Source organism: Christiangramia lutea, from assembly GCF_022489035.1.
GTDB classification, from domain to species: Bacteria; Bacteroidota; Bacteroidia; order Flavobacteriales; family Flavobacteriaceae; genus Christiangramia; species Christiangramia lutea.
In genome coordinates, this window is record NZ_JAKVTV010000001.1 from 241,604 (window position 1) to 267,861 (window position 26,258).

The following is a 26,258-nucleotide window of genomic DNA, read 5'->3' on the forward strand; positions in this document are numbered from 1 at the left end:
ACTCTGTGACCCCGGCAGGACTACAATTAGCTTTACTTAGTTATAACCATTTATACCAAAATAAACCTTGAATTGCTATATTTACTGATGTAATTATAAATAATTGTTTAAAAATTATTAAGAATAATTTAGCTCATTATAAATTTGGGCGGTACATTTGGCCGAACAAAATCATATTATGGGATCTATTTCAGTAAGACTTCGTGCAGGTAAAGAAGGGAAACAAAATATCTATCTCCATTTTAATTATGGAAGGAAAAGACAATATAGATTCGCTACTGGATTAAGCTTAAAAGATAAAAAGCATTGGAACGCTGATTCAAATTCAGTGAAAAATGTCAAAGGCGAGCCAGATAGCCAGAATATTAATTCTAAATTAAGTCTACTGATATCTAAGGGTAATAAATTACTTAGTGAATTGGAAGACTCTGGATCTCCTATTGATAACCTTATTCTAAAAAAACATCTAAAAAAAATTAAGGAAAAAGGCTCATCTTCAATCAGGAAAAAAGTCCCTCTACTAACGGAACATTATGATTGGTTTAATGATCATTTCTCCGTGCATCCTAGGCCAAAAACGCAAAAGCCACTAGCTAAAAGCACTCTCAAACCTTACAAAAACACTCTGAGGATCATTAAAGATTATGAGAAGCAATTGGGAATAAAATTCACCTTTGAGCATATTACTCTCGAGTTCCACCATGATTTTATTTCCTATCTACAGAAAGAAGGTTTTACCTCCAATTATATTGGCACCCAGATAAAGAATATTAAAACAATAATGCATGATGCATATGAAAGAGGCCTTCATACAAATGTAGATTATCAAAAATCAGGATTTACCAAACCTAAGGAGGAGGTGAATCATATTTATTTAAATATGAAAGAGCTCACGGCGATAAAAAATTTAAAGCTTAAAAATCGACCTAAGCTAGATATTGCTAGAGATCTATTTATCATTGCATCAATGACTGGCCTTCGGGTTTCAGATTTTAATAACCTAAATACTTCTAATATAGAAGCTCACAAAGGCATTAGATTCCTAAGAGTAAAAACTCAGAAAACCGGAAAAATAGTTTTGATTCCGCTTCATCCCTTTGTTGAAGAGATTCTAAAAAAGCGAAATGGAGAATTTCCTCCAAGCATGCCCGATCAACACATAAACGAAGCTTTAAAAAGTATTGCCAGGAAGGCTAAACTTAAAGATGAAGTTATAATCAAAAAAACTATCGGCGGTAAACAGGTTGAAACAACTTATAAAAAACATGAACTAGTCACCAATCATACCGCAAGAAGAAGCTTTTGCACTAATGCTTATAAAGCTGACATGCCCGTGGTTGACATTATGGCGATAAGTGGTCACACATCGGAGAAGGTGTTTTACAATTATATAAAAGCTACATCTCTAGAAAGGCTTGAAAAAATATCGTCTCATTCATTTTTCAATTGATAATCCACTTCCCATTATTATTAATATTTACTAAGTAAGATTCATGACTGATTACAAAAACTTCAAATATGACATTGCTAATACAATTAAATCGCTACAAGAAGAAGATATAAAGAAGAAGTTAGACGATTCCTACAAAAGTAAATTTGGTAAGAAATTATCACAAGATGAGTATTCTATATGTGTATACTTTTTTGAATTTTTAACCAGAGATCTATTCCCTGAAATATTTAACAAGCTTAATTTTATAGAATATTACTGGTCTAAAAAACTGAAAAATATTATATCCAACAATCAAAAACTTGAACTTATTGAAGATTATCAATGTAGGTTAATTCAACATTTAAAAAGTTTAGAAAAAAGAACGCGAATACAATTTACGGACTATTATGAAATGTTTTTTTTAAGAGTACATATTAAAACATACTACCCTTTAAGTGTTGAAAATGATATTTTAGAAAGAAGAATAAAGTTGGTCCAAGATATTAGAGCAAACCGTAAAGATTTCTCGGCATTTACTCACGAGTTCTACTTTTTAAGAGACTATCAAAGATGGGCATTAGAATTTTATTATTTGAAATTCCTCCATGATGAATTAAGTCAAAATGATAATGAATTAAAGTTCAGTGATTTTTATCCGAATATTTTCACTAGCGAAATAGCCGCCAATGCATTATATAGTATAATTAAAAATAGGCTTACTTTCTTCGAAAAGCCTGGTCCTGCTTTATATTCCCGTCTTTACCATTTATTAGTTGATGAGAAATTGATCTATGCGCAAACTAGTAAAAAAGCATATGTCAAAATGATATCGGAGGGAATGAAAGTTCATTTCAAACAATTTGACAATAAAACAATGTATACTTCAAAAGAGCAAAATATATTAAATAAGGTACTAAATGAATTCGGCTACCACCACAAACTGATTGAATGATGTTAATTAATTAAATACGTCATCAATACGTGATTAATACGTTTGGAATACGCCTAGACCATTGAGTATATATTGCTTTGCACATGATTAAAAACTATTAATTATGAGCAAAAAGATTACAGAGGTACACGAAATTACATCTCAAGAGTTATTAAAAACAATTCAGGCCTGCATAAAAGCAGAATTTGCAGCAAATCAAATCTCACCTAAAGAACAGAGTATTGATTGGCTTACCAGGAATGAGGCTGCAAAATATTTTGGAGTTTCATTAGTAACCATTTACAACTGGACCAAGGAAGGCATTTTAACCAGTTATAAAATTAGTAATAGGCTTCGCTATAAAAAGTCCGAATTAGAAAACATCCTTCTTAATTCAAATAAAGAAGCATCAGAATAAGGGTTCTGATGCTTCATAATTCTATTACTAATTGTTATTCTAATTATGTCAAATATAAATAATAAAATTCAAATGGCTGACTTGGGTGTCCAGCCTAATAAAACTCTCCTTGAAGATTTAATAAATGAACCGGAGAAATTAAAAAAAGAAAAACTAGAAAAATCTAATGTTAAACTATATATTCTTAACAATATAACTGAAGTTGATTTTAGAGCAGAGGCCGGTCTTGAGGATAATGAAAAGATGTTGAATAGAAAGCATTATATAGTGCTTTCTATTCAATTGTTGAAAAGAAAATTAATTGAGTTAAATCTCGGTTTACTTCAAAAAGATGGATTGGTATATTTATACAACGGAGAGTTTTGGCAGGGCATTAAGAACCATGAATGCGCTAATCTATTAGGAAAAGCTGCACTCAAAATGGGTGTGGAATATATTGAGGCCAAATTTTTTAAATTCAAGGAAGATCTATTAAAGCAATTTTTATCTGAAAGTCATTTTGAATATGGTCTAAAAAAAGATTGCACATTAATAAATTTCAAAAATGGCACCTTTGAAATAACCAAAGATCATCAATATTTAAGGGAGTTCAGGAAGGAAGATTTCCTTACTTACCAATTACCATTCGAATATGATGAAAATGCAGAAGCACCTTTATTCAATAGCTTTATTAATCAAGTATTACCAGAAATAGAATTACGATACACAATTTCTGAATACCTGGGATCTATATTTATAAAAAATAACATACTGAAATTTGAAAAAGCTCTTTTTTTATATGGTAGTGGATCCAATGGTAAAAGTGTTTTATTTGATATTATAAAAGCCCTTATCGGTAATGAAAATTTCTCAAGTTATAGCTTAGATAGCTTAACTAAGGACAAGGATTCCAGAGCAATGATCTCTGATAAATTACTCAACTATTCAAGTGAATTAAGTTCAAACTTGGAATCAGATTTTTTCAAAAAACTAGTTTCTGGTGAACCTGTAGATGCAAGAAGACTTTATTGCTCTTCTTTCATGATGGAGGATTATGCTAAATTGATGTTTAATACCAATGAGCTGCCTTCGAATGTTGAACATAACCATGGCTTTTTCAGACGATTTATGATTATCCCATTCAAAGTAACGATAGAAGAACATCAACAAGATAGGCAGTTGTCACAGAAAATAATTAAAAGCGAATTACCTGGAATTTTTAACTGGGTTATGGATGGTTTAAGGAGACTATTAAAGAATAAAGCTTTTACTGAAAGTGAAATTATTGAAAACCAAGTTGACGAATTCAAGCGTGATAGTAATTCAGTTTTATCATTTATTGATGAAGAAAAATATGTAAAGTCGATGACTGATGTTACATCTTTGAGCGATTTATACACCAATTATAAAATTTACTGCAGCGCTAATAATAATTCGCCCTGTTCGAAGAAAAAATTTTCCAAAAGGTTTGAGGATGACGGTTTTACAAAAACCAGAATGAAAGAAGGAATGTTCTTCAACACAATTAAAGAAGTTTAATTTCAACTACATTACCTACATTTTCTACATAATCAATTCTAATTGTGTAGAAAATGTAGGTAATGTAGAAGTAAAAAAAGTTTTTCATGTCATCAAACTATAGATTTATACTGGAACCATACACAGGTCCCAAAAGTAGATATAGGTGTCCTTCATGTCATAAACCTAAAGTTTTTACTAGATATATTGACCTAGGAAACTCTAAAAAGTATATCGATGATACTGTCGGTAGGTGTGATAGAGAGCAGAAATGTGAATATCATCTATCTCCCTCAGAATATTTTGAATCAACTAATACTCTGATACCCACAAGGTCTAATAGTATTCCGATAAATAAGAAGGTAAACAAAACTTCTTTTATTCCAGATCGTTATGTAAAGCAAAGCCTTAGAGTTACTTCAGAAAATAATTTTTTAGACTATTTACATTCAGTGATAAATAATGAAGAAGCAATTAATAAAGTTAGAGAAAAGTATTTTGTTGGAACTTCTAAAAAATGGTTTGGAGCAACTATCTTTTGGCAAATAGATGATAAAAATAGAACTAGAACCGGTAAATGTATATTGTATAATTCAGAGACGGGACGAAAACAAAAAATCAACTGGGTTCATGCTATGGCCAAACTTCAAAATTTTAATCTGCAGCAATGTCTGTTCGGTCTTCACCTAATTAATACTGACAATAAAAAACCAATTGCAATTGTAGAAAGCGAGAAAACAGCTATAATAGCTTCCCTTGCATTTCCTGAATATATCTGGATGGCTACCGGTGGTTTAAATAACCTTAAGGAAAAAATGTTGAAACCACTGAGAGGAAGAAATGTTATTCTATTTCCTGATGCAGGTTGCTATAAAATTTGGAAAGTTAAAATAGAAACTCTCCCTTCTGATATCAATATTCAGATTTCTGATTTGTTATATCATAAAGCAACACCGGAACAAAAAAGGGAAGGATTAGACATAGCTGACTACATCATTGACATTTGGAAAAACCTATAGCTTATAACAAAAAATATACTGAATATTAAGGTTTTAAGTATTACAACCTTACGAAATTAAAAAAAATCAATGGCGAACCAATTGTGCAGCAATGGTGCAGTAATGGTGTAAAAACGGTGTAAAGAATATAATGTGTAGAGCACCTATCAATATCAAAGAATCTTACCTGGTGGAGGAAAAAGCTAGCACTATATAGTTCTATAGGACTCCATTTTTTAAAGGAAATTATACCTTGATCTGGTTAGGAAAAATAATAAGGAAGTATAGTCTATTTGTCATGCTGAAATTGTTTCGGCGTATTTGAGAACCTGAAACGAGTTCAAATTGACGGAATATCTTTAAGGAATCGATTTTACGGCAGAGAATGGCAACGGATAGCTTTCCGTAATGTGACCGGCAAATACTAGAAGTGAATAGCTGAACTACAAAGCGTAAGCTCAATTACAACGCCTAGATCCCAAGAAATATATTCATTTATCATGGGGTCGACTTGGTTTTGACAGCGAGTCTAATTGAGTTGTAAGCACGTAGAGCGCTGGGATATAGCTCTTAAATCTCATATTTCACACTTTTTTAAACGGCGAGAATAACTACGCCTTGGCTGCGTAACCGAATTATAGTACGTTACCTTAGTCCCTGCAAGGCAGGGAACCAAGATGTCTCGTGAAAGCCTTGATTTACGGCGTTCACATCAGAGGCACCGATAAAGTAAATATAGGGAGCTCAGGGCCTTGATGAGCTTCTGAAATTTAAATGAGGATACGTGTAAAGTTATTGGTTTTCAGCCGGCTTTGCATCGACAATCAACTGAAGACTAAACGTGTAGAAAGCAGCTGAATTGCTTGTTTGGATGAGGGTTCGAACCCCTTCGACTCCACTTGCAAAAACCGTGATTACCTTATTTAAAAGGTCTCACGGGTTTATTATGCTTATTTTTGTACGATTAATGTACGACCGCATCTATATTAACTACAACCGAATTAACTGGTACTCCAATTAAGTAATGTAGAGTATTCTTTCCATATTTTAGTCTCCAAATTCGCATCGTCATTAGGACATCTCCTATCTGCTAAATATTCCCATACTTGTCTATTTTTGGGACTTTGAAGTTGATGAATAGTTGTTAAAAGGAAAAAACGACCAGTAAAGACTACATCCTCTATTTTGGTAACCCCATGATAAAAATCTTCTATTACCTTAGAATTGATTAATTTTTTATCTGTACCATAAGATTTTAAAATATCTCCAAAGAACAACCAAATTGCAATTTTATGTCTTAAAGTTCTTTCAGCTAAATTCCTTTTAAAATCAAGTTGGTATTCAATCTGTCTTTCCGAAATTGTCCTTCTTGTTTCCTCTACTGAATCTATAATTGAAGAATACATAAAAAATGAATAGAACCAGTTTTCCGCTTTTGATCCTTTTCTATTTAGATCTTGAAGAATAGCTTTTTTGAATATGTCGAAAGCGTAGCTATCACAAACAATTTCATCAAGAAAACTGTCGTTTTGAATATAACCTTTTAATGAAACATCAATACAACCTTTTGATAGTTTTTCCCATTCCTCCTCGAAGCTAGGTTCGTTTTTAATAAGATTTTCAATTTTATCCTTGATTAAAAATCGCTCATTAATAATATATTCTTCCTTATTATCTAATAGTAAATGAGCTATTTCGTGGTAGAAGGCGATATACAAAACCTTTCGAGATGTTTCATGAGTAAAGTCTTTATCTGGCCATTCGGAAGTGCATATTTGCTCGTCAAATTCTGAAATACTCATTAGGTCATAAGGATGACCATGGAGAAAACTTTTACCTAATTTCAGATCTCTTTCTTCAAAAATACGTTCAGCAATCATCAAATTGCTCAAATGAGAAATAAACAATGAACCATCCTTATCGGTGAAAAAGTTTTTCATTATTCTTTGAATTTGTTCCACCCATCTCCAATCCCATATTAGAATTTTCGAGGTATCATCGGCTTCTATCTCAGGTATGGCCTCAATTGAGTAAGTTTGTCTCAAGCTTACGTTCTCAGCAAAAAAAGGTTTGAAACTGTAAAAGGTTTGTGCAATGTTTTCTGATTCTTCTTTGAAACGATAAGGAATAGGCTTTGTGTCTCGTATTATTTCAACTAGATCGTATTTCATCATTGTTTGATTTGACAATACTTTCTAGTAAAATTTTCAACTCATTCTCACTCAAGTTTTCCGCCGAAATTACCTGCCCACCTATCTTAATTCTTTTCCGATTTTCCCGTTTATTTTTGACTATTGTAATAATTAATTCAATAATCGAGATTGAGCTAGGTATAAGCAATTGCAAAATTTCTTCTGCACCACCTAAACGATCTTTTTTTAATATCTTAAATTCTGAACCTGAATCCTTAATTTGTGTAACTAAATCTTCTTCGTCAGGAAATATTTCTATAACAAACCAATCACTCATTACTTAAAATCTAATTATACTATTACTGAAGATTTATAAATTTAACTAAAAAACAACACAAAATATTAATTATCAGCATTTTAGTAAAAAATAGTCAAATCGGTTTATATTTCATTATACCATTCACTTGGAATATTTACTTTTTTATTTTTTAGAAAGGCTTTGCTTTCTACAATTTTATTATAGAGGTTAAATATTTCAATCCCATCAAGCGAAGTCAAAACAGTATCAACCATTTCTTTGTGTATGCCATTGAATGTGACACCTAACAGTAATGCATCTTTATCAATACCAGATTTTATTTTTTTCTCAAAATTAGATCTAGGGTTAAACATGTTTAAGTGAACTCCTTTAAACTCCGTGGCAGAAACGTATCCATTAAATTTCACCTTATTTAATCTTGAGGCTGAAAAAGAATTAGACATTAAATCTATGTCAAAATGGGTGTTATAAATATTTGTACCCACAATTTTATTGTCAGAAAAGAAGCCATTCTCAAAATGAGAATTTTTAATGTCACAATTAAAAAAATGAGAATTAGTTAAATCCCCAAAAAATTTGCCAGAAAATATATCAGAATCAATAGCTGTAAGACTAATGCTATTAGAATCCATATTTGAATTGATTATTCTAGAGTTTTCTAAAAAAACTCCATTAAAACTACAATCTTTCCAATGTACACCTATAAACTTTGTTAGAAACCCTACTGAATGATCGAAGTTACAATTTTGAAATTTGACTAAACTTATTTGTTTTGGCAGGTTACATTTGTAAAAATTCCAATCTCTTATTTCACAACCAGATATTTTTGTTCCGAATAAATTGGTGTAGCTTAAATCTACATGTCTTTTGTTAAGATTAGAGTTCTCAGTCAGATTCTTTACAATAGCACTCACTATATTCCAGTTGATTGAGTCTTCCTCATTTTTAATATTAGCTTCTGACTTTAAAAAGCTTGAGAAAATATTAGTCACTACTTCGCCAAATTTAGAACCTTCATTTGTTGCTAACTGGTTCAACTCAGCAATTCCACCCAAAATTATAGGTTCTCTGTTATCTCCTAGATGTTCAACCGCATTTTTAAATTGTTCATTCAAATTTGAATCTCTTGTAAGATTAATTTCGAAAGATTGATTTTTTATTTGTTCCTGCTGATTTTCAACGGTTCTTTCAATGGCTCTAGACCTAACGAAAGAAATATAAAGACCCGCCAATACTGCTAATCCCCCTGACAGGCTTAAAAAGTCTTTTAATAATTGACCATTTCTATCATTGGTTTCACCATAGGCCCAGATTGCCAACTCTACTCTAAAAAATAAATATCCTGTAGCGATGAAAAGAAATATTATTAAAATGAGCAAGATTGGCCAATACTTCAATCTTTTATACATTAACTGGTATTTTTAATTTTATACAGCATAAATCTCCATTCTTCTTCTATTAAATCTACTTTAGTCACTCCTATCTATTTTACATTATCCTTAAGCTGGACACCAACATCGTACATAAATGGTCCATTAGCTGCTAAACATTCATAAATCATAGCCTTCCCAATACGATTCATTTTTCCTTCACGAGAATATTTAATGACCAGTTTTTGTATATCGGTTACACCCGTAGCTTTGGTTGTAATGGTTATTGTATCCGTTCCTACTTCAATAGTTCTTTCTATTTGCTCTCGCTCCTTAGGCTCGTAATACTTCGTTTCCGAACTATAATAGGTTTGAGAATAGAATACCCCAGGAATAAACAATAGTGTTAAAACAATCTTTTTCATGATACCAAACTTTTTTGTTGAGGTAACAACCCTCTAATAAGATCAATCTTTTCATCTATAATTTCCTGAGCTTTTTCAAGGTTTATCTCTTCTCGATAGAACCCATAAATATCTTGATGGCAATCTACACAATAAACTAAATCCAGGTTATTCTTTCTACCACACTTACATTCCCAAACCTCAACTTCCTTACCCGTAAGCATTGTTTTCTTAGTAGTGTAATCCCCCAACTTTTTAAAATAATCTGGTAAACTTTCCTTTATACTTTCTAGTTCTTCAAGATCAACAGTATCATAATATGGTTTGTCGTACCTAAATAAACTCAATCCTCGTTTTCGTATTTTAAGATCAACAGAGTCCAATAACTCCTTTACTTTTTCAAAATCAAGGAGATTTTCATTTTCAGTAACTCTAAACATTAATTTTCTAGAGTATTGACCTAACTCCTCTTGGCTTAAAGTATCATAAATAAGCTCAGTTTGCTTATCTCTTGGAAGTGAGGATAAATAATTAATTGTATGATTCTTTAAAATATCCATTGACTCTGGAGAGCTATATGCTCCATTATCGAAGTATTTTACAAAGGTGTTAAGAATATACGGATATAACTCTGTCACTCTATTCCTAATTAAATATTCCCATACATCATTAGACAGCTCCAATGACCCTTCTGATGCCTTCTTGACATATGTCTTTCTAATCCTCATATCCTCCAAATCAGCTAGGCTTACTGCTCCCTCAACGGTTTTATTATCTCTGCCACGGGCCTCACTACCTTTCTTCTCCAAATTTGCGGCAGTTCCAATTGCTGTTATCATGAACATAGATTTTCCACCACCTGCTATTTCGTCAATGTCAATATTTAAACCTACGATACAATCCGCACCCAAATGATATGCTTGTAATTGAAGTCTTTCGATTGCTTCATTATAGAGAGATGTAAGTTGCTTTTGATAACTTTTTGAACGACCACCGAAAACATCCGACCAACTTGCGAAAACATCACTGAAAATATTTGTACCCGCTACAACATGAGAAGTTATAGGTTTTATATGTTGTTTTAATTTTTCATGTACTGGTTCTGGCGTGGTAATAACTAGAATATCCCTCGGTTGTAACATACGATTTATTTTTATTAAAACTATTGGTGAATATTCTTGTAGGGAAGAAAACTAGTTAAATATAGAATAAATTATTTTATCTAAACACCATTATTACAAGGTGATCTTAAAATAAGTGAATTTAGATCTCCTAATATAAATTTCGTCACTTCCATCTACCCCTATCCTATCACCTCCGCACCTAATATCTTTCGGTATGATATGACCTTCTTTTTTAATCTCTATTTCTCTAACCAACCTATTGACAAAAAGGTTGTCTAAACCAAGTCTAATCAAATGTTCCTTAATCCTATTTGATATAACTTCTTTCCAAGTATTGTAATGTCCAAGGTGCCTGGTTAATAATCCATAAATATATCCCTCTTCGTCGACAACTATAGTCCAAAGAACTAAACTAATTTCCGTTTTAGATCCGCTGAACTTAGAGGCCATGAAGTAATAATCTACCTCTACCCCTCCTAGTAAATTAGTTGGGCGACTTCGCTGGTTCTTTTCTATTATATTTCCTACAGTTTTTGCTAATAACATATTAATTTTGGATTTATTCCATTTTTATGGATTTTTTACAAACCTATGAATAATTGAATCAATGGAAAGATTGAGAGTTTAAACTGGATTAAATCCTTTAGAATTTTGTTTCGGTTACGCCTGTAATCGAAATATGATTACAAAATATAATGTTAACCTAATTACTATGAAACTTTCTGAAGCCAGGCAGAAGCAGTTAAAATTATTCTCAGAAGAAAATCCTAAACATCAAAATTTGATGAGAGTCGCAGATCAATTAAAATTCGGGGAAAATGGGAAAGTAAAATTTGGAGGACAGGATCTGGAAAGACCTGGAAGATTTAACAAGAAAAGTTGTCTAACAGCTATAGTACAAGACTAAATGAATGAATTATAATAAAAGTTTAAACTTATATTCAACCAAATCGCAACAATAGGGCTTTGGCCCCTCACCTACCATTTAAGTTCTTGTTTAAGAGGAATTATTATCCAAAATAAATATGGACCGAACAAAAATTAGATATTCAATCCTGAATTGAGATAGCTCTGTAGAGTACATAAGTTTATTATTAACAAGCCGCACCGTTAGAAATAAAAATAATTTGCTTAAAATAAATCAGCTCGAATTTTAAATCAATATGCTATTCAGCCAATTGTTAGTAATACCCGCGATATAACCATAAATATTTTTTTCTAATCAAATGTTGAGTGTGTTAATTTTTTAATATTTTTAATCATATTTTCCAAATAAAATAATAATCTATAGTTATTATTTTATTTTATTATAAATCTTTTTAACCAAATCTATCTAACCATGAAAAATCTAAATTTCTTGCATTACTGTTATTTATTCTTGTCTGCATTTATCCTGTTTAGCTGTGAAGAAGAATCAATTACGGACAAAGAACCTCAGGACCTAAATAAAACAGAAGAAAAAATAATGGATTTTGGGGTGTCAGAAAATGAACTTCTTAAATCTTCAACTTTTCTAAATTCTTTCAAAACGTATAAAAAATCGCAGAATTTGAATAATGATATTCCTATTAATAATTTAATCAATCGTTTAGATCTAAATAATGCATATTACCACAAGGATAAAAGAATAGAAGTCTTAAATGTTCCATTTAAAACATTTGGCAATTACAAGAGAGTACTTTTTTCTTATACTAAAAGTAATAAGAATACAAACTCCTTCATATTAACCTATCCGGACCCCATGAATGATAGTGAATTTTACGTAAGCAATATAGAAGGTGAATTATTACAAAGAGTGAATTTCGACCAGAATGGCCATTCTACTATTGAATCTTATATATTTAATACTTTAGAAAAAAATGGAGAAGGTTGTACAGAAACTGTTTATTGGGTATGTACTTCTGGTGAACATTCTTATGAATATGAAAATGCAGGAGATTGTACCTTTTGGCATGATAGTTCAGGTACTCCTCCGAGGGTTTCAACTTTCCCAATTGATTGTTTTGGGACTGGTGGCTTAGGAACAGGAGGGTCAGAAGGAGGTGGAGGAACTGATGGAGGAACTGGAGGGGTAACCTCTGGTCCAACCGGAGGTGATGGTTCTACTCCCCCGAGCTTGACCCCTGAAGAATGCTTAGAGAATTTAGACTGTGAAGATTGTGGTTTACCTATGGATTTAAATAAGGATTGTAATGTTTCGTATGACGAAGCCCATTTTGCAACGTTTCTGGAATCATTAAATCGAAATGAGAAATATTCATTAAGGAATAATACCAGATTATATGAAAGCACCCTTTCTTACTTGATTTCAAAAAATCACACTACTGACTCCCGCAATTTTAGTTATTCTGCTCTTTTAGCTGTCATGGACGGTGGTGATGTAGATTTTGAAAATGAAATAATTAAGGATCAATCTTTTATTGGAATTAAAGCAGATTGCGTATTAGAGGAACTGATTAATACTGGGAACAATCTTTTTAAACGTACTTCCGAAGCATTTACAGACAACAGGAGTAAATATAGGATTAAATTTACAACATATAACGAATCAAGTGATAGTGCCGATGCTAGAACTGCTATGCCAGATTCAAATAATGTAATTGAAATTCGTATAAACATTAATAGAACCGGTTTAGCTAATAATTCTAACGCCATTGATTTAGCCGCACTTATTTTGCATGAAGTGAATCATGCAGAACTACACAGAATACATCTTTCAAATAACTCAGGACCTAATCCTTTACCCACAGCTAAGTTTGAATGGTTCGAAAAATTATGGAGACTATATGACAATCCTCTTAATAGTGAACCACCTCAAACTACTTCAGAACATTATTATATGTCAAGACATATGATCGATCCTATTGCCTATAGCGTAAGAGAATATGACAAAAATTTACATAATATTGAAAATTACCTATTTTTCGCATGGCAAGGTCTTGAAGAATACGGGAAATCGTCAGGACAAATAACCCAACAAGAATTAAATGATCTTGCATGGCTATCTAATGCAGTTACTCACGACAGTTATAATAGCCCTTGCGATTAATTTTATAAACTCCATAATTATGAAAATTTATTTAATTATTCTTTCTCTTCTATTATTTCTCAATTGTAAAAGGAATGAAAATACGTCTAAGAAAGTAATTTTTTATCCCTCAAAAGAAAATTTCAAGAATTCAAATTCAAAACAAATCGTATTTGATTTGAATGACGATTTTTTCAGAATTATAAAGCAGGTTAATAATACTTATGAAAATGACTCCATACCATATTTCTTAATCAAGAAAAGAGATACTATCATAAAAATCATCCCATTAAGAAATGATAGCGGTTTTATACTAAGGAGAAATTTCATAACCCTCACGAAAGATTCAGTATTTACGTTTTATGAAAAATACCCTGTAAATAAACTGAAAGATGTATTGCAACTAAATTATGAAAATTTAGGAACTAAACCCTATTTAGCCGAAAGTCCTGAGAGAACTATTGTTGATATAGAATTGAGCCCATTTGACAATGGCCATGAATTAATGGATTGCTTAAATCAATTAATTCATAGCTATAATGAATTGAAAAATGAATATGATAAAAAAATGGTTGGATTAAAGGTTGTCTTAAGCACTCCATTAACTGCCCCACCCCCTTATGAGGAGTGAAATAAATTAAATTATCCAATGTTAATAATAATTAGTAATCTATTTCAGTTGAATAATATTTAACGAATGAATATTTTACATTATTGACCATTAAAATTTCGGGCGGTTCTTTTGGCCACACATTAATTGAATAAAAAACCCTAACAATCTAACTTATAGATGGTTAGGGTTTACTTCTGTGACCCCGGCAGGATTCAAACCTGCAACCCTCAGAGCCGAAATCTGATGCGCTATTCAGTTGCGCCACGGGGCCATTATCAGTTATCAGTTATCAGTTATCAGAAAATTAAAAACTCGTCGGAATTTAAAAAACTTCTAACTCTTCACTTTAACTCAATTTCTTTCTAACAATCGTTGAAATGGTCTTACCATCAGCTTTTCCAGCCAGCTTCCCGGTAGCCATTCCCATTACTTTTCCCATATCCTGCATACCAGAAGCTCCGGTATCAGCGATAATTTTATCTATTTCAGCCTCAATTTCAGCTTCACTCATCTGTTCTGGAAGAAATTGCTCGATCACTTCAGCCTGCTTAATTTCCGGTTCAGCCAGGTCTTCTCTGCCCTGTTCTTTATAGATCTGAGCACTGTCTTTACGTTGCTTTACCAGTTTCTGAAGTAATTTCATCTCTTCCTCTTCAGTTAATCCGTCTTTAGAAGACGATTCAGTATTCGCTAAAAGAATGGCTCCCTTTACTGCCCTAAGGGCTTCCAGTTTGGCACTATCCTTTGCTTTCATCGCGGCCTTCATCTCGACCATTACTTTTTCCTGTAGACTCATGACTGAAAAATTTCTGCTGCGAAGATAAAATATTCTGAAAGAAATTACCACTTATTTATCCCTTCAAAATTAAGTATCTTCAAATCCCATTTTAGCACTTGAAAAATGAAGAAAATCCTAAGCATCCTGTTGCTTTTTAGCTGTGTTCAAGTCATTGGAGCACAGGAATTATTAATCGACAGCCTTTATAAAGTAAGGCCTCTACAAACCGAAATTTACGCTGAAAAAGATGGTGAAGAACTTATTATTGATCTTTATTTACCTGAAAAAAACAATTCAGAAAAACTCCCACTCATCGTCTGGATGCATGGTGGAGGCTTTGCCGGGGGAAGTCCGAAAAACCCACAGGAGATCCAATTCGCCAAAATGGCCGCTTCCCGAGGCTATGCGGTTGGCCTTATTTCCTATCGGCTGGTAAGAAAAGGAACCGCAACCGGATTCGGTTGTGATTTCGATGCAACTGGAAAATTGAAAACCTTCCAGCTGGCTGCCGAAGATTTTATGGATGCCGTCTTGTATTTAGAAAAGAAGGCTGAAAACTTCAATATCGATACGGAAAATATCATCGTTGGTGGAAGCAGTGCTGGAGCTGAAGCAGTGCTGAATGCCGTTTATAACCCAGACCTGATGTTCGAAGACACTTCAAAATTTTCAAATTTGAATATTTCGGCAGTTTTTTCTTTAGCCGGTGCGATCGCTGATGTTCGCTATCTAACCAAAGAACAGGCTATTCCTGGTATTTTCTTTCACGGAACGGCCGATAATCTGGTTCCATACGCAACGGCACCTCATCATTACTGTGAAAATAATAAACCTGGCTACCTAATTCTTGACGGATCAAAAACTATCGTGGATAAACTTGAAAAACTGGATACTTCCTATTTATTTTACACTTTTCAGGATGCGCGCCACGAAATATCTGGAATGCCCTTCCAATATTTACCACAGGTATTTGAATTCCTGAAAAATGTAGTTTTCAATGATCAAAAAATTCAGTCAACTATTTACAAATGAAAAAATTTCTGCTTGCATTTTTAATTATTCTTATTTCTGTTTCGGCCGAAGCACAGGAAAAGAAGTGGTACAAAGGTAATTTACATACCCATTCCTACTGGAGCGACGGGGATGAATTTCCTGAAATGATCATGAAATGGTATAAAAATGAAGGTTATGATTTCGTGGCGTTATCTGATCATAATATTATTGCCGAAGGCGAAAAATGGAAAAAGATCAGTAAAGATTCCTTATATCAACAGGCATTTCAGAAGTATTTAAATGAATATGGCGAAGATTGGGTATCCTATAAAAAAGAGGAAGATGGGTTACAGGTGCAGTTGAAAACACTCGAGGAGTTCCGTCCGCTTTTCGAGGAACCCGAAAAATTCATGATTTTTAAAGCCGAAGAAGTGACCACCTATCTGGACAAAAAGGCGGTTCATATGGGCGCCATCAATGTTCAGGAACTGGTGGAGCCGCAGGAAGGATTCACCATTGTAGAGCTTATCCAGAATAATCTCGATGCCATCAAGGCCCAGGAAGAAAAGTTTGGCGAGCCCGTACTTCAGCATCTCAATCACCCAAATTTTACCTATGCTATAAAAGCCGAAGATATTATTCAGATCGACGGGGAGCGATTCTTTGAAGTTTTCAATGGTCATCCTTATGTGAATAATTATGGCGATTCGATTCATGACAGTACCGAAACCATGTGGGACCAGGTAAATATCGCTTATCATGCCGAAGGCAAACCACTTTTGCTGGGGATTGCGACCGATGACAGTCATCATTACCATAAATTCGGCGCAAAATGGAGCAATGCCGGGAGAGGTTGGGTGGAAGTGAGGTCTGCTGAATTAACACCTTCAGCTATAATTAATGCCATGGAAGCCGGTGATTTTTATGCTACAACTGGCGTAGAACTTTCCAAAGTCAATTTTGATGGAAAAATGATTTCTATTCAGGTGAATGCTGAAAAAAATGTGAATTATGATATCCAGTTTATTGGCGTGAGGAAAGGTTCTACTAAAAGTGAGATCCTGAAATCAGTTAATGGAACAGAAGCTTCCTATCAAATTCCAGATGATGTGATTTTCGCCCGGGCGAAGGTCATTTCAGATAAACCAAAGAAAAACCCATACAAAGAAGGAGACACCGAAGTTGCCTGGACGCAACCTGTATCAATCCGATAAATCAAAAAGAATGAAATTACCCTACTCCCTTATCCTTTTTCTACTCATTAGCTCTTCCCTTCTCCAGGCACAAAGAATTGAAAAAACGATCAATTCCGGTTGGGAATTTAACCTTGAAAATGAGGAAAAATCATCTACCGTGAATATTCCCCATACCTGGAATGCTGAAGACGCTTTTAATGAAGGTGCCTATTTTCGCGGAAAAGGCACTTACAATAAAGAGGTTTTTATTCCTGAAAACTGGAAAGACAAGGCTATTTTCTTAAAATTTGAAGGAGCTAACCAGGTTACGAAAGCCTATGTAAACGATCAACTCGTAGGTGAACATACCGGTGGTTATACGGCTTTCATTTTTCAGCTTTCTGAAGCTCTTGAATTCGGAAAGGCGAATCAGGTAAGAATCGAAGTCGATAACGCCCACAACCAGGATATCCCACCCCTGGAAGCCGATTTTAATTTTTACGGCGGAATTTACCGCGACCTAAAACTGATCGTAACCGGGAAAAGTCACTTTAAGCTGGAAGGCCCCGCCGCAGGCACTCAGCTGATCAAAACTCCTGATGTCAGCAATGACCTGGCCAAGGTGAAATTTGAAGGAAATATGGTGACTTCAGGCAAAGAACTGGAATTACAGGTTAGTATCGCCGATCCGTTAGGAAACCAGGTTTCGGAATACAATAGGCCGTTGGATTCTGACAATTTTTCAATCGATTTTGAAATAGAGCAACCTCAACTATGGTCTCCGGATGATCCAAATCTTTACCTGTTAAGCGCTAATTTGATCGATCCAGATTCAGGAGAAATTTTGGATACCTATATTTCGAATTTCGGCTGTCGCTGGTTCGAAGCCGATCCTGAAAAAGGTTTTATCCTGAACGGTAAACCCATTAAACTCATCGGTGCTAACAGGCATCAGGATTTTGAAAATATGGGAAATGCTGTTCCAAATTCCATTCATCGAAAAGATTACCAGATGATCAAGGATATGGGCGCGAACTTTATCAGGACGGCGCACTACCCGCAGGATCCTGATGTTTACCGAATTTGCGATGAACTTGGTCTGCTTGTCTGGACAGAAGTGCCGGTGATCAACGATGTAACAGATTCCGAAGCCTATCACCAGAATTCGGTGAACATGCAAAAGGAACAAATTCTTCAGCTTTACAACCATCCTTCGATCGTTTTCTGGGGAATCATGAACGAGATCTTTATTCGCCTCGTTTTCACACGCGATATGAGCGAAACCGATCAGAAGGCAAAGATCAAAACCAGCGTGGAGTTAGCCGAGAAGCTGGAAGCAGCAAACAAGGATCTGGATACAAGCAGATTGAGCGTAATGGCACTGCATGAGAATGAAATCTATAACACCTCCGGAATTGCCAATATTACCGATGTCATTGGCTGGAATTTGTATTTTGGCTGGTACACTCCAGGTCTAGAAAATCTTGGAAAATTCCTCGATGACCAGCATAAAAAATTTCCGAACAGGCCATTACTTATTTCAGAATATGGTCCCGGAAGTGATTCCAGGATTCAGACCAATGATCCAAAACCCTGGGATTTTAGTGAGGCTTACCAGCTAAAAAGCCATGTGAGCTATCTCAACCAGGTGATGGAACGGGATTATATGCTGGGAATGGCCGCCTGGAATTTTGCCGATTTTGGTTCTTCAGGAAGACAGGACAGCAGGCCTTATATCAACCAGAAAGGCCTGGTGAATTTTAACCGTGAACCCAAGGATGTCTACTATTACTACAAAGCCAGGTTAACCGAAGATGATTTTGTTTATATCGCCGGAAAGAATTTTGAAACCAGGATCATTGATCAGGACCAGAAAGTTCAAGTCAAGGTTTTTTCTAATTCTGAAATCGTGGAGATCATCCTTGATGATACTAAAAAAATGACTTCTCCTGTTAAAGATAATATCGCCGAATTTCAACTTGAACTAGATGAAGGAAAGCATTCAATAAAAGCTGTATCCGGGGAGGCCAGGCATACAAGAAACCTCAACATTAAATTCAGAAACAACCTGATTGAAAACATCCAAAATCAACCAGTTTTGATAAATGTTGGTGCTCACAGCGATTTTGTAGATGAAGAGACCGGCAAGATCTGGATAAGCGACCAGGCATTTAAAAACAATGAATTTGGATATGTAGGTGGAGAAGTTTTTCAACAGAACAACAGCAAATTCCAGGGAACGGCTTCAAATATTAAAATGACAACGAAGGAACCGCTGTTCCAAACCATGAGAGAAGGACTGCAGGCTTATAAATTTGATGTTCCAAAAGGGCAATATCGAATTTCACTTCTTATGGCAGAACCGAATCGCGGAGCGTCGAGGGAAAACATTTATAACCTTGAATCAGATTCTGGAAAAACCTCTGAAGGCACCAGGAGTTTTGATATTTTGATCAATGGTGTTCTGGTGGAAAAAGATCTAAACCTGGCTCGCGATTACGGAATTCTGCAAGCGGTGGAATTGGATTATGAGATCTATTCCGAAGGACCCGTAGAAATAGAGTTTAGGCCGCAAAGTGGAAAACCGGCATTATCTGGTATTAAATTAGAAAAATTGTAAAAACCGATATTGAACAAAAAAAGGAGCTTTTTAAAAGCTCCTTTTTTTTTTTTGCGAACAACCATCTAACTATTGCTTTATGAATCGGAGGTAATCCAGTTTGAAGTTATTTGGTTCACCTTCGTTCATCAGGCTGGATAATTTTAAGGTCTGTACTCCAGGATTTATCTCGATGACTCCAAGCTGCTGCTTTTCAGCTACCATATGCTCTTCTTCAGTTTTAAAGTTAATCGTTTCTAGCTCCCGATCATTTAAAAACATTCTGAATTTTCCACCATTTTGGCTCTTAACAAAATTAGCTTCAAGTAAATATTTTCCATCTTCCGGCCATTCAAAGGTTAGCACCAATTGATTTCCGTCTTTAGGTTCAGCATTCCAGTTAAGAACTTTATGACCGCTCACAGTTTCATAGATCTTTTCATCAGCAAATACATCGGTTGAAGCCCAACCACCGGTATTTTCTTTAATTTCCAAGGTTTCACCTTCTACGGCCTGATCTACCCGAAAAACATCATACTCGATCTCGTATCCATAGCGATCTTCTACCGCAACCTTACCTAAAGGATCTGTTCCACCAGGCTCCAGATACCAGTAAACCACAGCTGAATACTGAGTTGGCCAGTGGTTTGGAAAATATTTCTCCATATAACCATCAAAAGACTTCTGAAAAGGAATATTTTCAATAATATGCCAGCGATTCATAGGCTGGTAGCCCATATTATCATTATCCTGGGTTTGGCTGTGGTAAGCGTGTTCAAATTCTGAAGGATCACACCAGGCATATCCAAAATAATCTTCGGTACCTGTTCCAAAAGTCGAAGGAAAGGTTTCTCCATCTATGAAAAACTTTTCATCACCTTCACCCCACCAGTGATGCCCGGGTCCGGCCAGGGAGCAACTTCCTCCTTTTGGGTTCCAAACTAATAAATGGGTTCCCAAAAATCGTCCTCGTCCTTCGGTTTCCAGTAAGGTCCAGTCTGGCCAACGATCTTCAGATAGTGGCTCGAGGTCTCGATGCCATTTTGCATGAAATCTCCCCAGGTTTTCGACATCCTTAAGCTCTTCATAATTTATTTCCATTGCAATTTCTATCGCTTCTTCAAAATCATTCTGAATGATGATCTCTGCTCCTTCAGCAAATGGCATATACCAGTAACTGTACATCCAGTCATCGGTCATTCCCATGGGCAGGGTTTTGTATTTGTTATATCCGGGAGAAGTTCCGAAGAAATCTCCCAGGGGACTCCATACCGTGGGCTTTTCTTCTCCATCCCACTTCATCTTTAAAACCACTTTGCGAAGCATCTCTTCAGCTTTAGAACTATCTTTTATCTTCATTCTGGCTTTTAAGGAAGAGATCGCACCTGAATTTTTTAAGCTAACCAACACCTTTTCCTGGCTTTTTCCAATTTTCTCCTCTACCTGAAGCTTTGTAGTTTCAAAATCATGTGGAGAATTTCCCATTTTATCCCTGAAGAATTGATTTACCTCTTCAAGCGCAGACTTGTTATTTTCATTCAGGTCTGGATTAAAACTTTCTACTTGAGTACCTTCCGGAAAACTGATGTAATTAAAATGATAATATTGCCCCCAACCCGGCTCTGCGACAATCTTACAGGATTTCTGGTAAGTGATAGAAATATAATTATTGAATCCACGAGCATTGGTTTCGTAGACTAATTCAGGATATTCAAATGCTGCAATGCTCGGCTTGAAATAATCGATAAAAGGCAGGTTGACCACTGGTTCTTCCTTCCCGTCGATATAGATCTTAACCTTTCCATCCCGCGGACTGGCAGACCAGATACGAACAATGGCGCCGGGACCTTCCATTTCGGCTAAAACCTCGTTTTCTCCTTCTTTACGAATGAATTGTGGTTCCAGCCCGTCGATATTAGCATCCCAGTCAACAAAATTTCCTGCACTGTCTATCTTGCTTTTGCGATCATAGCTAGACCACATCTCGCTTTTTTCACCAGTTTCGGGCAATTCAGCCAGGCTTTTAAGATCGGTTAATTTACTTACTACCTGGGCATAAGTTAAATCCTTATTTTCTCCTTGTTTTCCGCAGGCCAAAAGTGCAAAAAATAAAAAGGAGGTACAGCTAATTTTTAAAATCCTGAAAAACTTCATTACAAAAAACTTTAATTAAACTATTTTATTTCCATGGTTTTAGCATTTTCCAGCAGGCCAGTAAGATGTCTTGATTCAGGCTTGCTAAATATTCAACCACTATATAATTGAAAAAAGCCCCTGTATTTCAATAATTACAGGGGCTCACTTAATTCAAATGAAACAAAAATCAACTATTTTTTCAAGTTGAATGAACCTGCAAATTCAGCATCTGAGCTGCCGGCGATAAAGAATTCAAACTCTCCCTGCTCGTACACATATTCGATTTGAGAATTATAGAATTTCAGGTCTTCCGGTGTGATGGTAAAAGTCACCGTCTTAGATTCCCCTTTTTTAAGGGCGATCTTCTGGAAACCTTTTAATTCTTTTCCAGGAGGCGTTACACTTCGCACCTTGTCATGGATATAAAGCTGAACCACTTCCTCTCCATCATAATTCCCGGTATTGGTAACGGTAGCACTTAACTCGATTGAACCATCAGCATTCAATGTTCCTGAACCTGCCTTTACATTGCTATATTCAAAAGTGGTGTAACTAAGTCCGTATCCAAATGGCAATAATGGCGAATTTGGAGAATCGAGGTAATTGGTCTTGAACTTCTGGAATTCACCAGACTCAGGCCCTGGTCTTCCGGTTGTTTTCATGCGGTAATGTATCGGGATCTGCCCAACGCTTCTTGGCCAGCTGTTGGTTAATTTTCCGGAAGGATTATAATTTCCGAAAAGTACATCAGCGACTGCGTTCCCGGCTTCCACGCCAGGATGCCAGATCTGAAGGATACTTACCGGAAGTCCCATTTCTTCTGAAATATCCAAAGGTCTACCACTCATTAAAGCAAGCACAACAGGCTTCCCGGTTTTTGCCAATTCCCTGATCAGTTTTTTCTGAGAGTCCGGAATGGTAATATCGGTGCGGCTAGCTGCTTCCCCGCTCATTTCGGTGGCTTCCCCAACCACGGCAACTACAACATCTGAACCATTAGCCAGATCCAGAGCCTCCTTCAGTAGGGTTTCAGGAGACTCTTCAGAAATCTGGATGCGCTCACCAAAAACATTCACTTTTTTGGCAAAGCTGGTATCATCAGAAATATTGGCTCCCTTGGCGTATTCGATGGTCGCGTTTGGAGCTACATTCTTCATTCCTTCCAAAATTGGCACAGAAAGTTGCGGATTCCCGGTTGGCGCCCAGGTTCCCAGCATATTGTTCTTATTATTCGCCAGTGGTCCAATTAAGGCGATCTTCGCATTTTTACTTAAAGGAAGTGTATTGTTATGTTTTTTCAGCAGGACAAAAGACCTAGTGGCCGCTTTTCTGGCTAGTTTTCTGTTTTCCTCGGTAAGAATATCCTTTTCCGGCCTGCTTTCATCTGAATACAGGTAAGGGTCATCCAGCAAACCGATCTTATATTTAGCTTCAAGAATTCGCCTCGCTGCTTTGGTGATTTGTTCTTCGGAAACCATTCCTTCTTCAACCGATTTTTTTAAAGTGGTAAGGAAACCTTCTCCAACCATATCCATATCCAGCCCGGCATTGATCGCCATAGCCGAAACATCCTGCAGATCTCCCATCCCGTGGGCAATCATTTCGTTCACTGAAGTATAATCTGAAACTACAAATCCATCAAAACCCCATCTTTCTCTTAGAAGATCGGTTAGCAACCATTTATTTCCTGAAGCAGGAATTCCGTCGATATCGTTGAAAGAGGTCATCACACTTCCCACCCCGGCATCAACCGCCGCTTTGTAAGGAGGCAGGTATTCGTTGAACATTTTAAGGCGGCTCATATCTACCGAATTATAATCCCTTCCGGCTTCCGGAGCTCCGTATAAAGCCATATGCTTTACGGTTGCCATCATGGTTTCCGGCTTGCTAAGATCGTCTCCCTGGTATCCTTCTACCATGGCTTTGGCGATCTGAGATCCCAGATACGGGTCCTCACCGGCTCCTTCAGCAATTCTACCCCACCTAGGATCTCTAGCGATGTCTACCATAGGCGAAAAATTCCAGTTAATGCCATCTGCCGTAGCCTCTTTTGCAGCCATTTGAGCTCCGCTTTTGATCAATTCCAAATCCCAGCTGGAAGAAAGTCCTAGCGGAATTGGATAAGTGGTTTTATAACCGTGGATGATATCCGAACCTATTAGAAGCGGGATTCCTAACCGGGAATTCTTTACCGCGATTTCCTGCGCCTGTCTTACTTTCGCCGGACTGGAAACACCAAAAACTCCACCAACATTTCCAGCCTTGATTTTTGATTCCACATCCTCACTAACCACAGAACCGGTAGCAATACCACCACCGGGTGTTAAAAGGTTCAATTGGCCTATCTTTTCTTCCAGCGTCATTTTATTCAGCAATTCTTCTACTGCCGGAATTCGTTCCTGAGCATGTAGCACTGAAATTCCCGTTAAGATGACGAGACTGATGCTTAGATAAATTTTTCTCATTATAGTCGTATTTATTGAATTAGTTTTTAAATTTATTTTACCGGAACTATTTCGGTCCTTTCCGAAATTCCATTTTCGTTAAATGCTTCTATCGTAAAGTAATACTGGGTATCTCTATCCAGGTTCCTCATAAAATGTTCGGTTTCCCCATAAATCAACCATGACTGGTATAGCTTATCTGGAGCTATCCCCCAGCGAATATTATAGCCCTGGGCACCTTTTACAGGTTCCCATTTAAAGGAAGCGTCTCTTCGATCGTCCTGGCGGGTCACCTCAAAACCTTTAACTTGAGTAGGTTTTTTCCCAAGGCCTTTTCCGAAGACCCTAATTTCGGAAAGTGCCAGGTTATTCCCTGGAACTTTCACATTGTTATAGCGAACATATTTTGCTTTTACGGGATTTTTCAAAGTGATATAGGCGTTAGGAGCATCTTCAAAACTATTGCTTCTATCTACAATGGTTTTCCAATCCCTTCGGTTTTCTGAAATCTCGATCGTAAAGCGATGTCTTAATCCTTCGGTTCTGGTGTAAATTTCAGATTCCTGATCATGAAAATTTAGTTGAAGGGCATTAATATTTCCAGGCTGGAGCATTTCGATCTCTACCCATTGATTATCGTCGTTCTCTTCAGCCACCCAAAAAGATTTTGGACTTTCGTCGGTAAGAACTTCAGAAATGATCGCTCCTTCTGAATCTTTCTTCAAAGGCATTTCAGCAATATCAAATTGCCCATCTGTAGAGGTACTTTTACTTATCTGCATTTGGGATGACGAAACAGTTGCTTTTCCTTTATAGGAAAGTAGCATCCATCCAGTATGTTGCCCGGCTTTGGTAGGATGATCTGGAGCGTGTAACGGGTAATCGCCATAACTGGTATTGGTATACATCAAACCTTCTTCATCAAAATAGGTGGGAAACATGCAAAGTCGTCTTTCCCAGTGCGAATTAGAAGCCAGGGCCATCGTAGCAAAATGCCAGTACTGCCCATTGGTTTGCTTCACGGTGATCCCATGACCGGCTCCGTTAGTAAATCCGCCTGGTTTAAAACTATATGGATTATTTTTCATGTATTTGAAAGGTCCCAAAGGAGTCTCTCCAATATAGGCCGCATCTGCATACACATTGAACTGAGTTCCCGGCGCGGCATATTGCAGGTAATATTTGCCATTATGCTTGGTCATGGAAGCGCCTTCCATATAACCTTCTTTTAGGGTTGGGTGATAATTGTTCTCTCCAAATCGCTCCCAGCCGTGTTCCTCCTCCACGAGATTAATCAGGTCTTTTTGAACACCAGTCTCAATAAAACGGTCGTCCTTATCCAGCATTTTCACCCTAAGTGGATGTACGTTTGACGACCCCCAGTAGAGGTAAGTTTTTCCATCGTCATCGATAAACAATTCTGAATCCTGAATATTGCTGGTGATGGAAGCCGTTGGCGTCCACTCACCTTTTTTAGGATCATCGGTATAAAGTATACTGCCGTAGCCCGCAGGATCACCGGCGAAATAAACCAGGGAGTCCTTGTAATTAAAGGCTGTTGGCGCGTTAGAGCCTTCGAAAAACCATTGTTTTGGCTTGATGAATTCCCAGTTTACCAGGTCTTTGGAATGCCAGTAACCAAATGATCTGGTCACAAACATAAAATATTCACCCCGGTATTCGATTACCGCAGGATCTGCCCCGGAACGATAAGAAATATTCTTTGCTGAATTATAGACCATATACGTATAATCTATATCCAAGGGATTGATATAAGTTTCTGGCAATACTTCCTGCGCATTGCTGAAAACCGGCAGAAAAGCTAGACAGAAAAATATGGTTTTTAATTGACTCATTCTTTTTAGGG

General features: G+C 36.1%; 21 protein-coding genes, 1 tRNA gene and 1 other RNA gene. 12 read left to right on the plus strand and 11 right to left on the minus strand.

Going from position 1 to position 26,258, the window contains the following annotated elements; translation table 11 throughout:
* Nucleotides 1-178 precede the first annotated feature (178 nt).
* The 6 genes from ML462_RS01105 (at nt 179) to ssrA (ending at nt 6,177) form a co-directional block, all read left to right on the plus strand.
* Nucleotides 179-1,450 (plus strand): site-specific integrase, encoded by a 1,272-nt coding sequence (locus ML462_RS01105; RefSeq protein WP_240711887.1) that lies wholly within the window; start codon nt 179-181, stop codon nt 1,448-1,450.
* Between the two features lie 43 nt (nt 1,451-1,493).
* Complete coding sequence (locus tag ML462_RS01110) at nt 1,494-2,384, plus strand: hypothetical protein (RefSeq protein ID WP_240711888.1); 891 nt, start codon at nt 1,494-1,496, stop codon at nt 2,382-2,384.
* Between the two features lie 103 nt (nt 2,385-2,487).
* Nucleotides 2,488-2,781, plus strand: a complete 294-nt coding sequence (locus ML462_RS01115; RefSeq protein WP_240711889.1) for a helix-turn-helix domain-containing protein — start codon at nt 2,488-2,490, stop codon at nt 2,779-2,781.
* Nucleotides 2,782-2,826: 45 nt separating this feature from the next.
* Nucleotides 2,827-4,299, plus strand: a complete 1,473-nt coding sequence (locus ML462_RS01120) for a DNA primase family protein (protein WP_240711890.1) — start codon at nt 2,827-2,829, stop codon at nt 4,297-4,299.
* 86 nt (nt 4,300-4,385) lie between these two features.
* Nucleotides 4,386-5,297: a DUF6371 domain-containing protein gene (locus tag ML462_RS01125; protein ID WP_240711891.1), complete on the plus strand. Its 912-nt coding sequence runs from the start codon at nt 4,386-4,388 to the stop codon at nt 5,295-5,297.
* 481 nt (nt 5,298-5,778) lie between these two features.
* Nucleotides 5,779-6,177, plus strand: a transfer-messenger RNA (tmRNA) gene (gene ssrA, locus ML462_RS01130).
* Nucleotides 6,178-6,277: 100 nt separating this feature from the next.
* On the opposite strand, the gene ML462_RS01135 is transcribed toward ssrA, so the two are convergent.
* From ML462_RS01135 to ML462_RS01160, 6 genes are all read right to left on the minus strand, one after another.
* Entirely contained in the window at nt 6,278-7,450 is a 1,173-nt protein-coding gene (locus ML462_RS01135) for a hypothetical protein (protein WP_240711892.1), read from the minus strand.
* Entirely contained in the window at nt 7,428-7,745 is a 318-nt protein-coding gene (locus ML462_RS01140; RefSeq protein WP_240711893.1) for a hypothetical protein, read from the minus strand. Before ML462_RS01140 ends, ML462_RS01135 begins: the two co-directional genes overlap by 23 nt.
* Nucleotides 7,746-7,849: 104 nt before the next feature.
* Nucleotides 7,850-9,136, minus strand: coding sequence for a pentapeptide repeat-containing protein (locus ML462_RS01145; RefSeq protein ID WP_240711894.1), 1,287 nt, complete (start codon nt 9,134-9,136; stop codon nt 7,850-7,852).
* A 74-nt stretch (nt 9,137-9,210) separates the two neighbouring features.
* Nucleotides 9,211-9,522, minus strand: coding sequence for a hypothetical protein (locus tag ML462_RS01150; RefSeq protein ID WP_240711895.1), 312 nt, complete (start codon nt 9,520-9,522; stop codon nt 9,211-9,213).
* A complete protein-coding gene (locus ML462_RS01155) occupies nt 9,519-10,643 on the minus strand; it encodes a YbjQ family protein (protein WP_240711896.1) in 1,125 nt (374 codons plus the stop codon). Before ML462_RS01155 ends, ML462_RS01150 begins: the two co-directional genes overlap by 4 nt.
* A 93-nt stretch (nt 10,644-10,736) precedes the next feature.
* Nucleotides 10,737-11,171 (minus strand): hypothetical protein, encoded by a 435-nt coding sequence (locus ML462_RS01160; protein ID WP_240711897.1) that lies wholly within the window; start codon nt 11,169-11,171, stop codon nt 10,737-10,739.
* Between the two features lie 166 nt (nt 11,172-11,337).
* Between ML462_RS01160 and ML462_RS01165 the strand changes: the two genes are divergently transcribed.
* The 3 genes from ML462_RS01165 to ML462_RS01175 all read left to right on the plus strand — a co-directional run bounded on the left by ML462_RS01165 (nt 11,338) and on the right by ML462_RS01175 (nt 14,284).
* Entirely contained in the window at nt 11,338-11,532 is a 195-nt protein-coding gene (locus ML462_RS01165) for a hypothetical protein (RefSeq protein ID WP_240711898.1), read from the plus strand.
* Nucleotides 11,533-11,964: 432 nt separating this feature from the next.
* Nucleotides 11,965-13,674 carry a hypothetical protein gene (locus ML462_RS01170; RefSeq protein WP_240711899.1) on the plus strand — a complete coding sequence of 570 codons (1,710 nt, stop codon included), beginning with the start codon at nt 11,965-11,967 and terminating at the stop codon, nt 13,672-13,674.
* Between the two features lie 19 nt (nt 13,675-13,693).
* Nucleotides 13,694-14,284, plus strand: coding sequence for a hypothetical protein (locus ML462_RS01175; protein ID WP_240711900.1), 591 nt, complete (start codon nt 13,694-13,696; stop codon nt 14,282-14,284).
* A 179-nt stretch (nt 14,285-14,463) separates the two neighbouring features.
* On the opposite strand, the gene ML462_RS01180 is transcribed toward ML462_RS01175, so the two are convergent.
* Nucleotides 14,464-14,537, minus strand: a tRNA-Arg gene (locus ML462_RS01180).
* A gap of 75 nt (nt 14,538-14,612) precedes the next feature.
* A complete protein-coding gene (locus ML462_RS01185) occupies nt 14,613-15,062 on the minus strand; it encodes a GatB/YqeY domain-containing protein (protein ID WP_240711901.1) in 450 nt (149 codons plus the stop codon).
* A 105-nt stretch (nt 15,063-15,167) separates the two neighbouring features.
* On the opposite strand from ML462_RS01185, the gene ML462_RS01190 reads away from it, so the two are divergent.
* From ML462_RS01190 to ML462_RS01200, 3 genes are read left to right on the plus strand one after another with little or no spacing between them, the layout of a single operon-like run.
* Nucleotides 15,168-16,076 carry an alpha/beta hydrolase gene (locus ML462_RS01190; RefSeq protein ID WP_240711902.1) on the plus strand — a complete coding sequence of 303 codons (909 nt, stop codon included), beginning with the start codon at nt 15,168-15,170 and terminating at the stop codon, nt 16,074-16,076.
* Nucleotides 16,073-17,251 carry a CehA/McbA family metallohydrolase domain-containing protein gene (locus tag ML462_RS01195; protein ID WP_240711903.1) on the plus strand — a complete coding sequence of 393 codons (1,179 nt, stop codon included), beginning with the start codon at nt 16,073-16,075 and terminating at the stop codon, nt 17,249-17,251. The genes ML462_RS01190 and ML462_RS01195 overlap by 4 nt, the downstream gene beginning before the upstream one ends.
* A 10-nt stretch (nt 17,252-17,261) precedes the next feature.
* Entirely contained in the window at nt 17,262-19,832 is a 2,571-nt protein-coding gene (locus tag ML462_RS01200; protein WP_240711904.1) for a glycoside hydrolase family 2 TIM barrel-domain containing protein, read from the plus strand.
* Nucleotides 19,833-19,901: 69 nt separating this feature from the next.
* Here ML462_RS01200 and ML462_RS01205 read toward each other — a convergent pair whose 3' ends face one another.
* The 3 genes from ML462_RS01205 to ML462_RS01215 all read right to left on the minus strand — a co-directional run bounded on the left by ML462_RS01205 (nt 19,902) and on the right by ML462_RS01215 (nt 26,247).
* Nucleotides 19,902-21,965, minus strand: a complete 2,064-nt coding sequence (locus ML462_RS01205) for a glycoside hydrolase family 172 protein (RefSeq protein ID WP_240711905.1) — start codon at nt 21,963-21,965, stop codon at nt 19,902-19,904.
* Nucleotides 21,966-22,138: 173 nt separating this feature from the next.
* A complete protein-coding gene (gene bglX, locus ML462_RS01210; RefSeq protein WP_240711906.1) occupies nt 22,139-24,412 on the minus strand; it encodes a beta-glucosidase BglX in 2,274 nt (757 codons plus the stop codon).
* Nucleotides 24,413-24,444: 32 nt separating this feature from the next.
* On the minus strand, nt 24,445-26,247 hold the full coding sequence (locus ML462_RS01215; RefSeq protein ID WP_240711907.1) for a family 43 glycosylhydrolase: 1,803 nt from the start codon (nt 26,245-26,247) through the stop codon (nt 24,445-24,447).
* Between the last annotated feature and the right edge of the window lie 11 nt (nt 26,248-26,258).

Excerpts from the sequence above, each read along its gene's own strand:
- ML462_RS01105 (WP_240711887.1), top strand. The coding sequence starts at position 179 with ATGGGATCTATTTCAGTAAGACTTCGTGCAGGTAAAGAAGGGAAACAA.
- ML462_RS01110 (WP_240711888.1), top strand. The coding sequence starts at position 1,494 with ATGACTGATTACAAAAACTTCAAATATGACATTGCTAATACAATTAAA.
- ML462_RS01115 (WP_240711889.1), top strand. The coding sequence starts at position 2,488 with ATGAGCAAAAAGATTACAGAGGTACACGAAATTACATCTCAAGAGTTA.
- ML462_RS01120 (WP_240711890.1), top strand. The coding sequence starts at position 2,827 with ATGTCAAATATAAATAATAAAATTCAAATGGCTGACTTGGGTGTCCAG.
- ML462_RS01125 (WP_240711891.1), top strand. The coding sequence starts at position 4,386 with ATGTCATCAAACTATAGATTTATACTGGAACCATACACAGGTCCCAAA.
- ML462_RS01135 (WP_240711892.1), bottom strand. The coding sequence starts at position 7,450 with ATGATGAAATACGATCTAGTTGAAATAATACGAGACACAAAGCCTATT.
- ML462_RS01140 (WP_240711893.1), bottom strand. The coding sequence starts at position 7,745 with ATGAGTGATTGGTTTGTTATAGAAATATTTCCTGACGAAGAAGATTTA.
- ML462_RS01145 (WP_240711894.1), bottom strand. The coding sequence starts at position 9,136 with ATGTATAAAAGATTGAAGTATTGGCCAATCTTGCTCATTTTAATAATA.
- ML462_RS01150 (WP_240711895.1), bottom strand. The coding sequence starts at position 9,522 with ATGAAAAAGATTGTTTTAACACTATTGTTTATTCCTGGGGTATTCTAT.
- ML462_RS01155 (WP_240711896.1), bottom strand. The coding sequence starts at position 10,643 with ATGTTACAACCGAGGGATATTCTAGTTATTACCACGCCAGAACCAGTA.
- ML462_RS01160 (WP_240711897.1), bottom strand. The coding sequence starts at position 11,171 with ATGTTATTAGCAAAAACTGTAGGAAATATAATAGAAAAGAACCAGCGA.
- ML462_RS01165 (WP_240711898.1), top strand. The coding sequence starts at position 11,338 with ATGAAACTTTCTGAAGCCAGGCAGAAGCAGTTAAAATTATTCTCAGAA.
- ML462_RS01170 (WP_240711899.1), top strand. The coding sequence starts at position 11,965 with ATGAAAAATCTAAATTTCTTGCATTACTGTTATTTATTCTTGTCTGCA.
- ML462_RS01175 (WP_240711900.1), top strand. The coding sequence starts at position 13,694 with ATGAAAATTTATTTAATTATTCTTTCTCTTCTATTATTTCTCAATTGT.
- ML462_RS01185 (WP_240711901.1), bottom strand. The coding sequence starts at position 15,062 with ATGAGTCTACAGGAAAAAGTAATGGTCGAGATGAAGGCCGCGATGAAA.
- ML462_RS01190 (WP_240711902.1), top strand. The coding sequence starts at position 15,168 with ATGAAGAAAATCCTAAGCATCCTGTTGCTTTTTAGCTGTGTTCAAGTC.
- ML462_RS01195 (WP_240711903.1), top strand. The coding sequence starts at position 16,073 with ATGAAAAAATTTCTGCTTGCATTTTTAATTATTCTTATTTCTGTTTCG.
- ML462_RS01200 (WP_240711904.1), top strand. The coding sequence starts at position 17,262 with ATGAAATTACCCTACTCCCTTATCCTTTTTCTACTCATTAGCTCTTCC.
- ML462_RS01205 (WP_240711905.1), bottom strand. The coding sequence starts at position 21,965 with ATGAAGTTTTTCAGGATTTTAAAAATTAGCTGTACCTCCTTTTTATTT.
- bglX (WP_240711906.1), bottom strand. The coding sequence starts at position 24,412 with ATGAGAAAAATTTATCTAAGCATCAGTCTCGTCATCTTAACGGGAATT.
- ML462_RS01215 (WP_240711907.1), bottom strand. The coding sequence starts at position 26,247 with ATGAGTCAATTAAAAACCATATTTTTCTGTCTAGCTTTTCTGCCGGTT.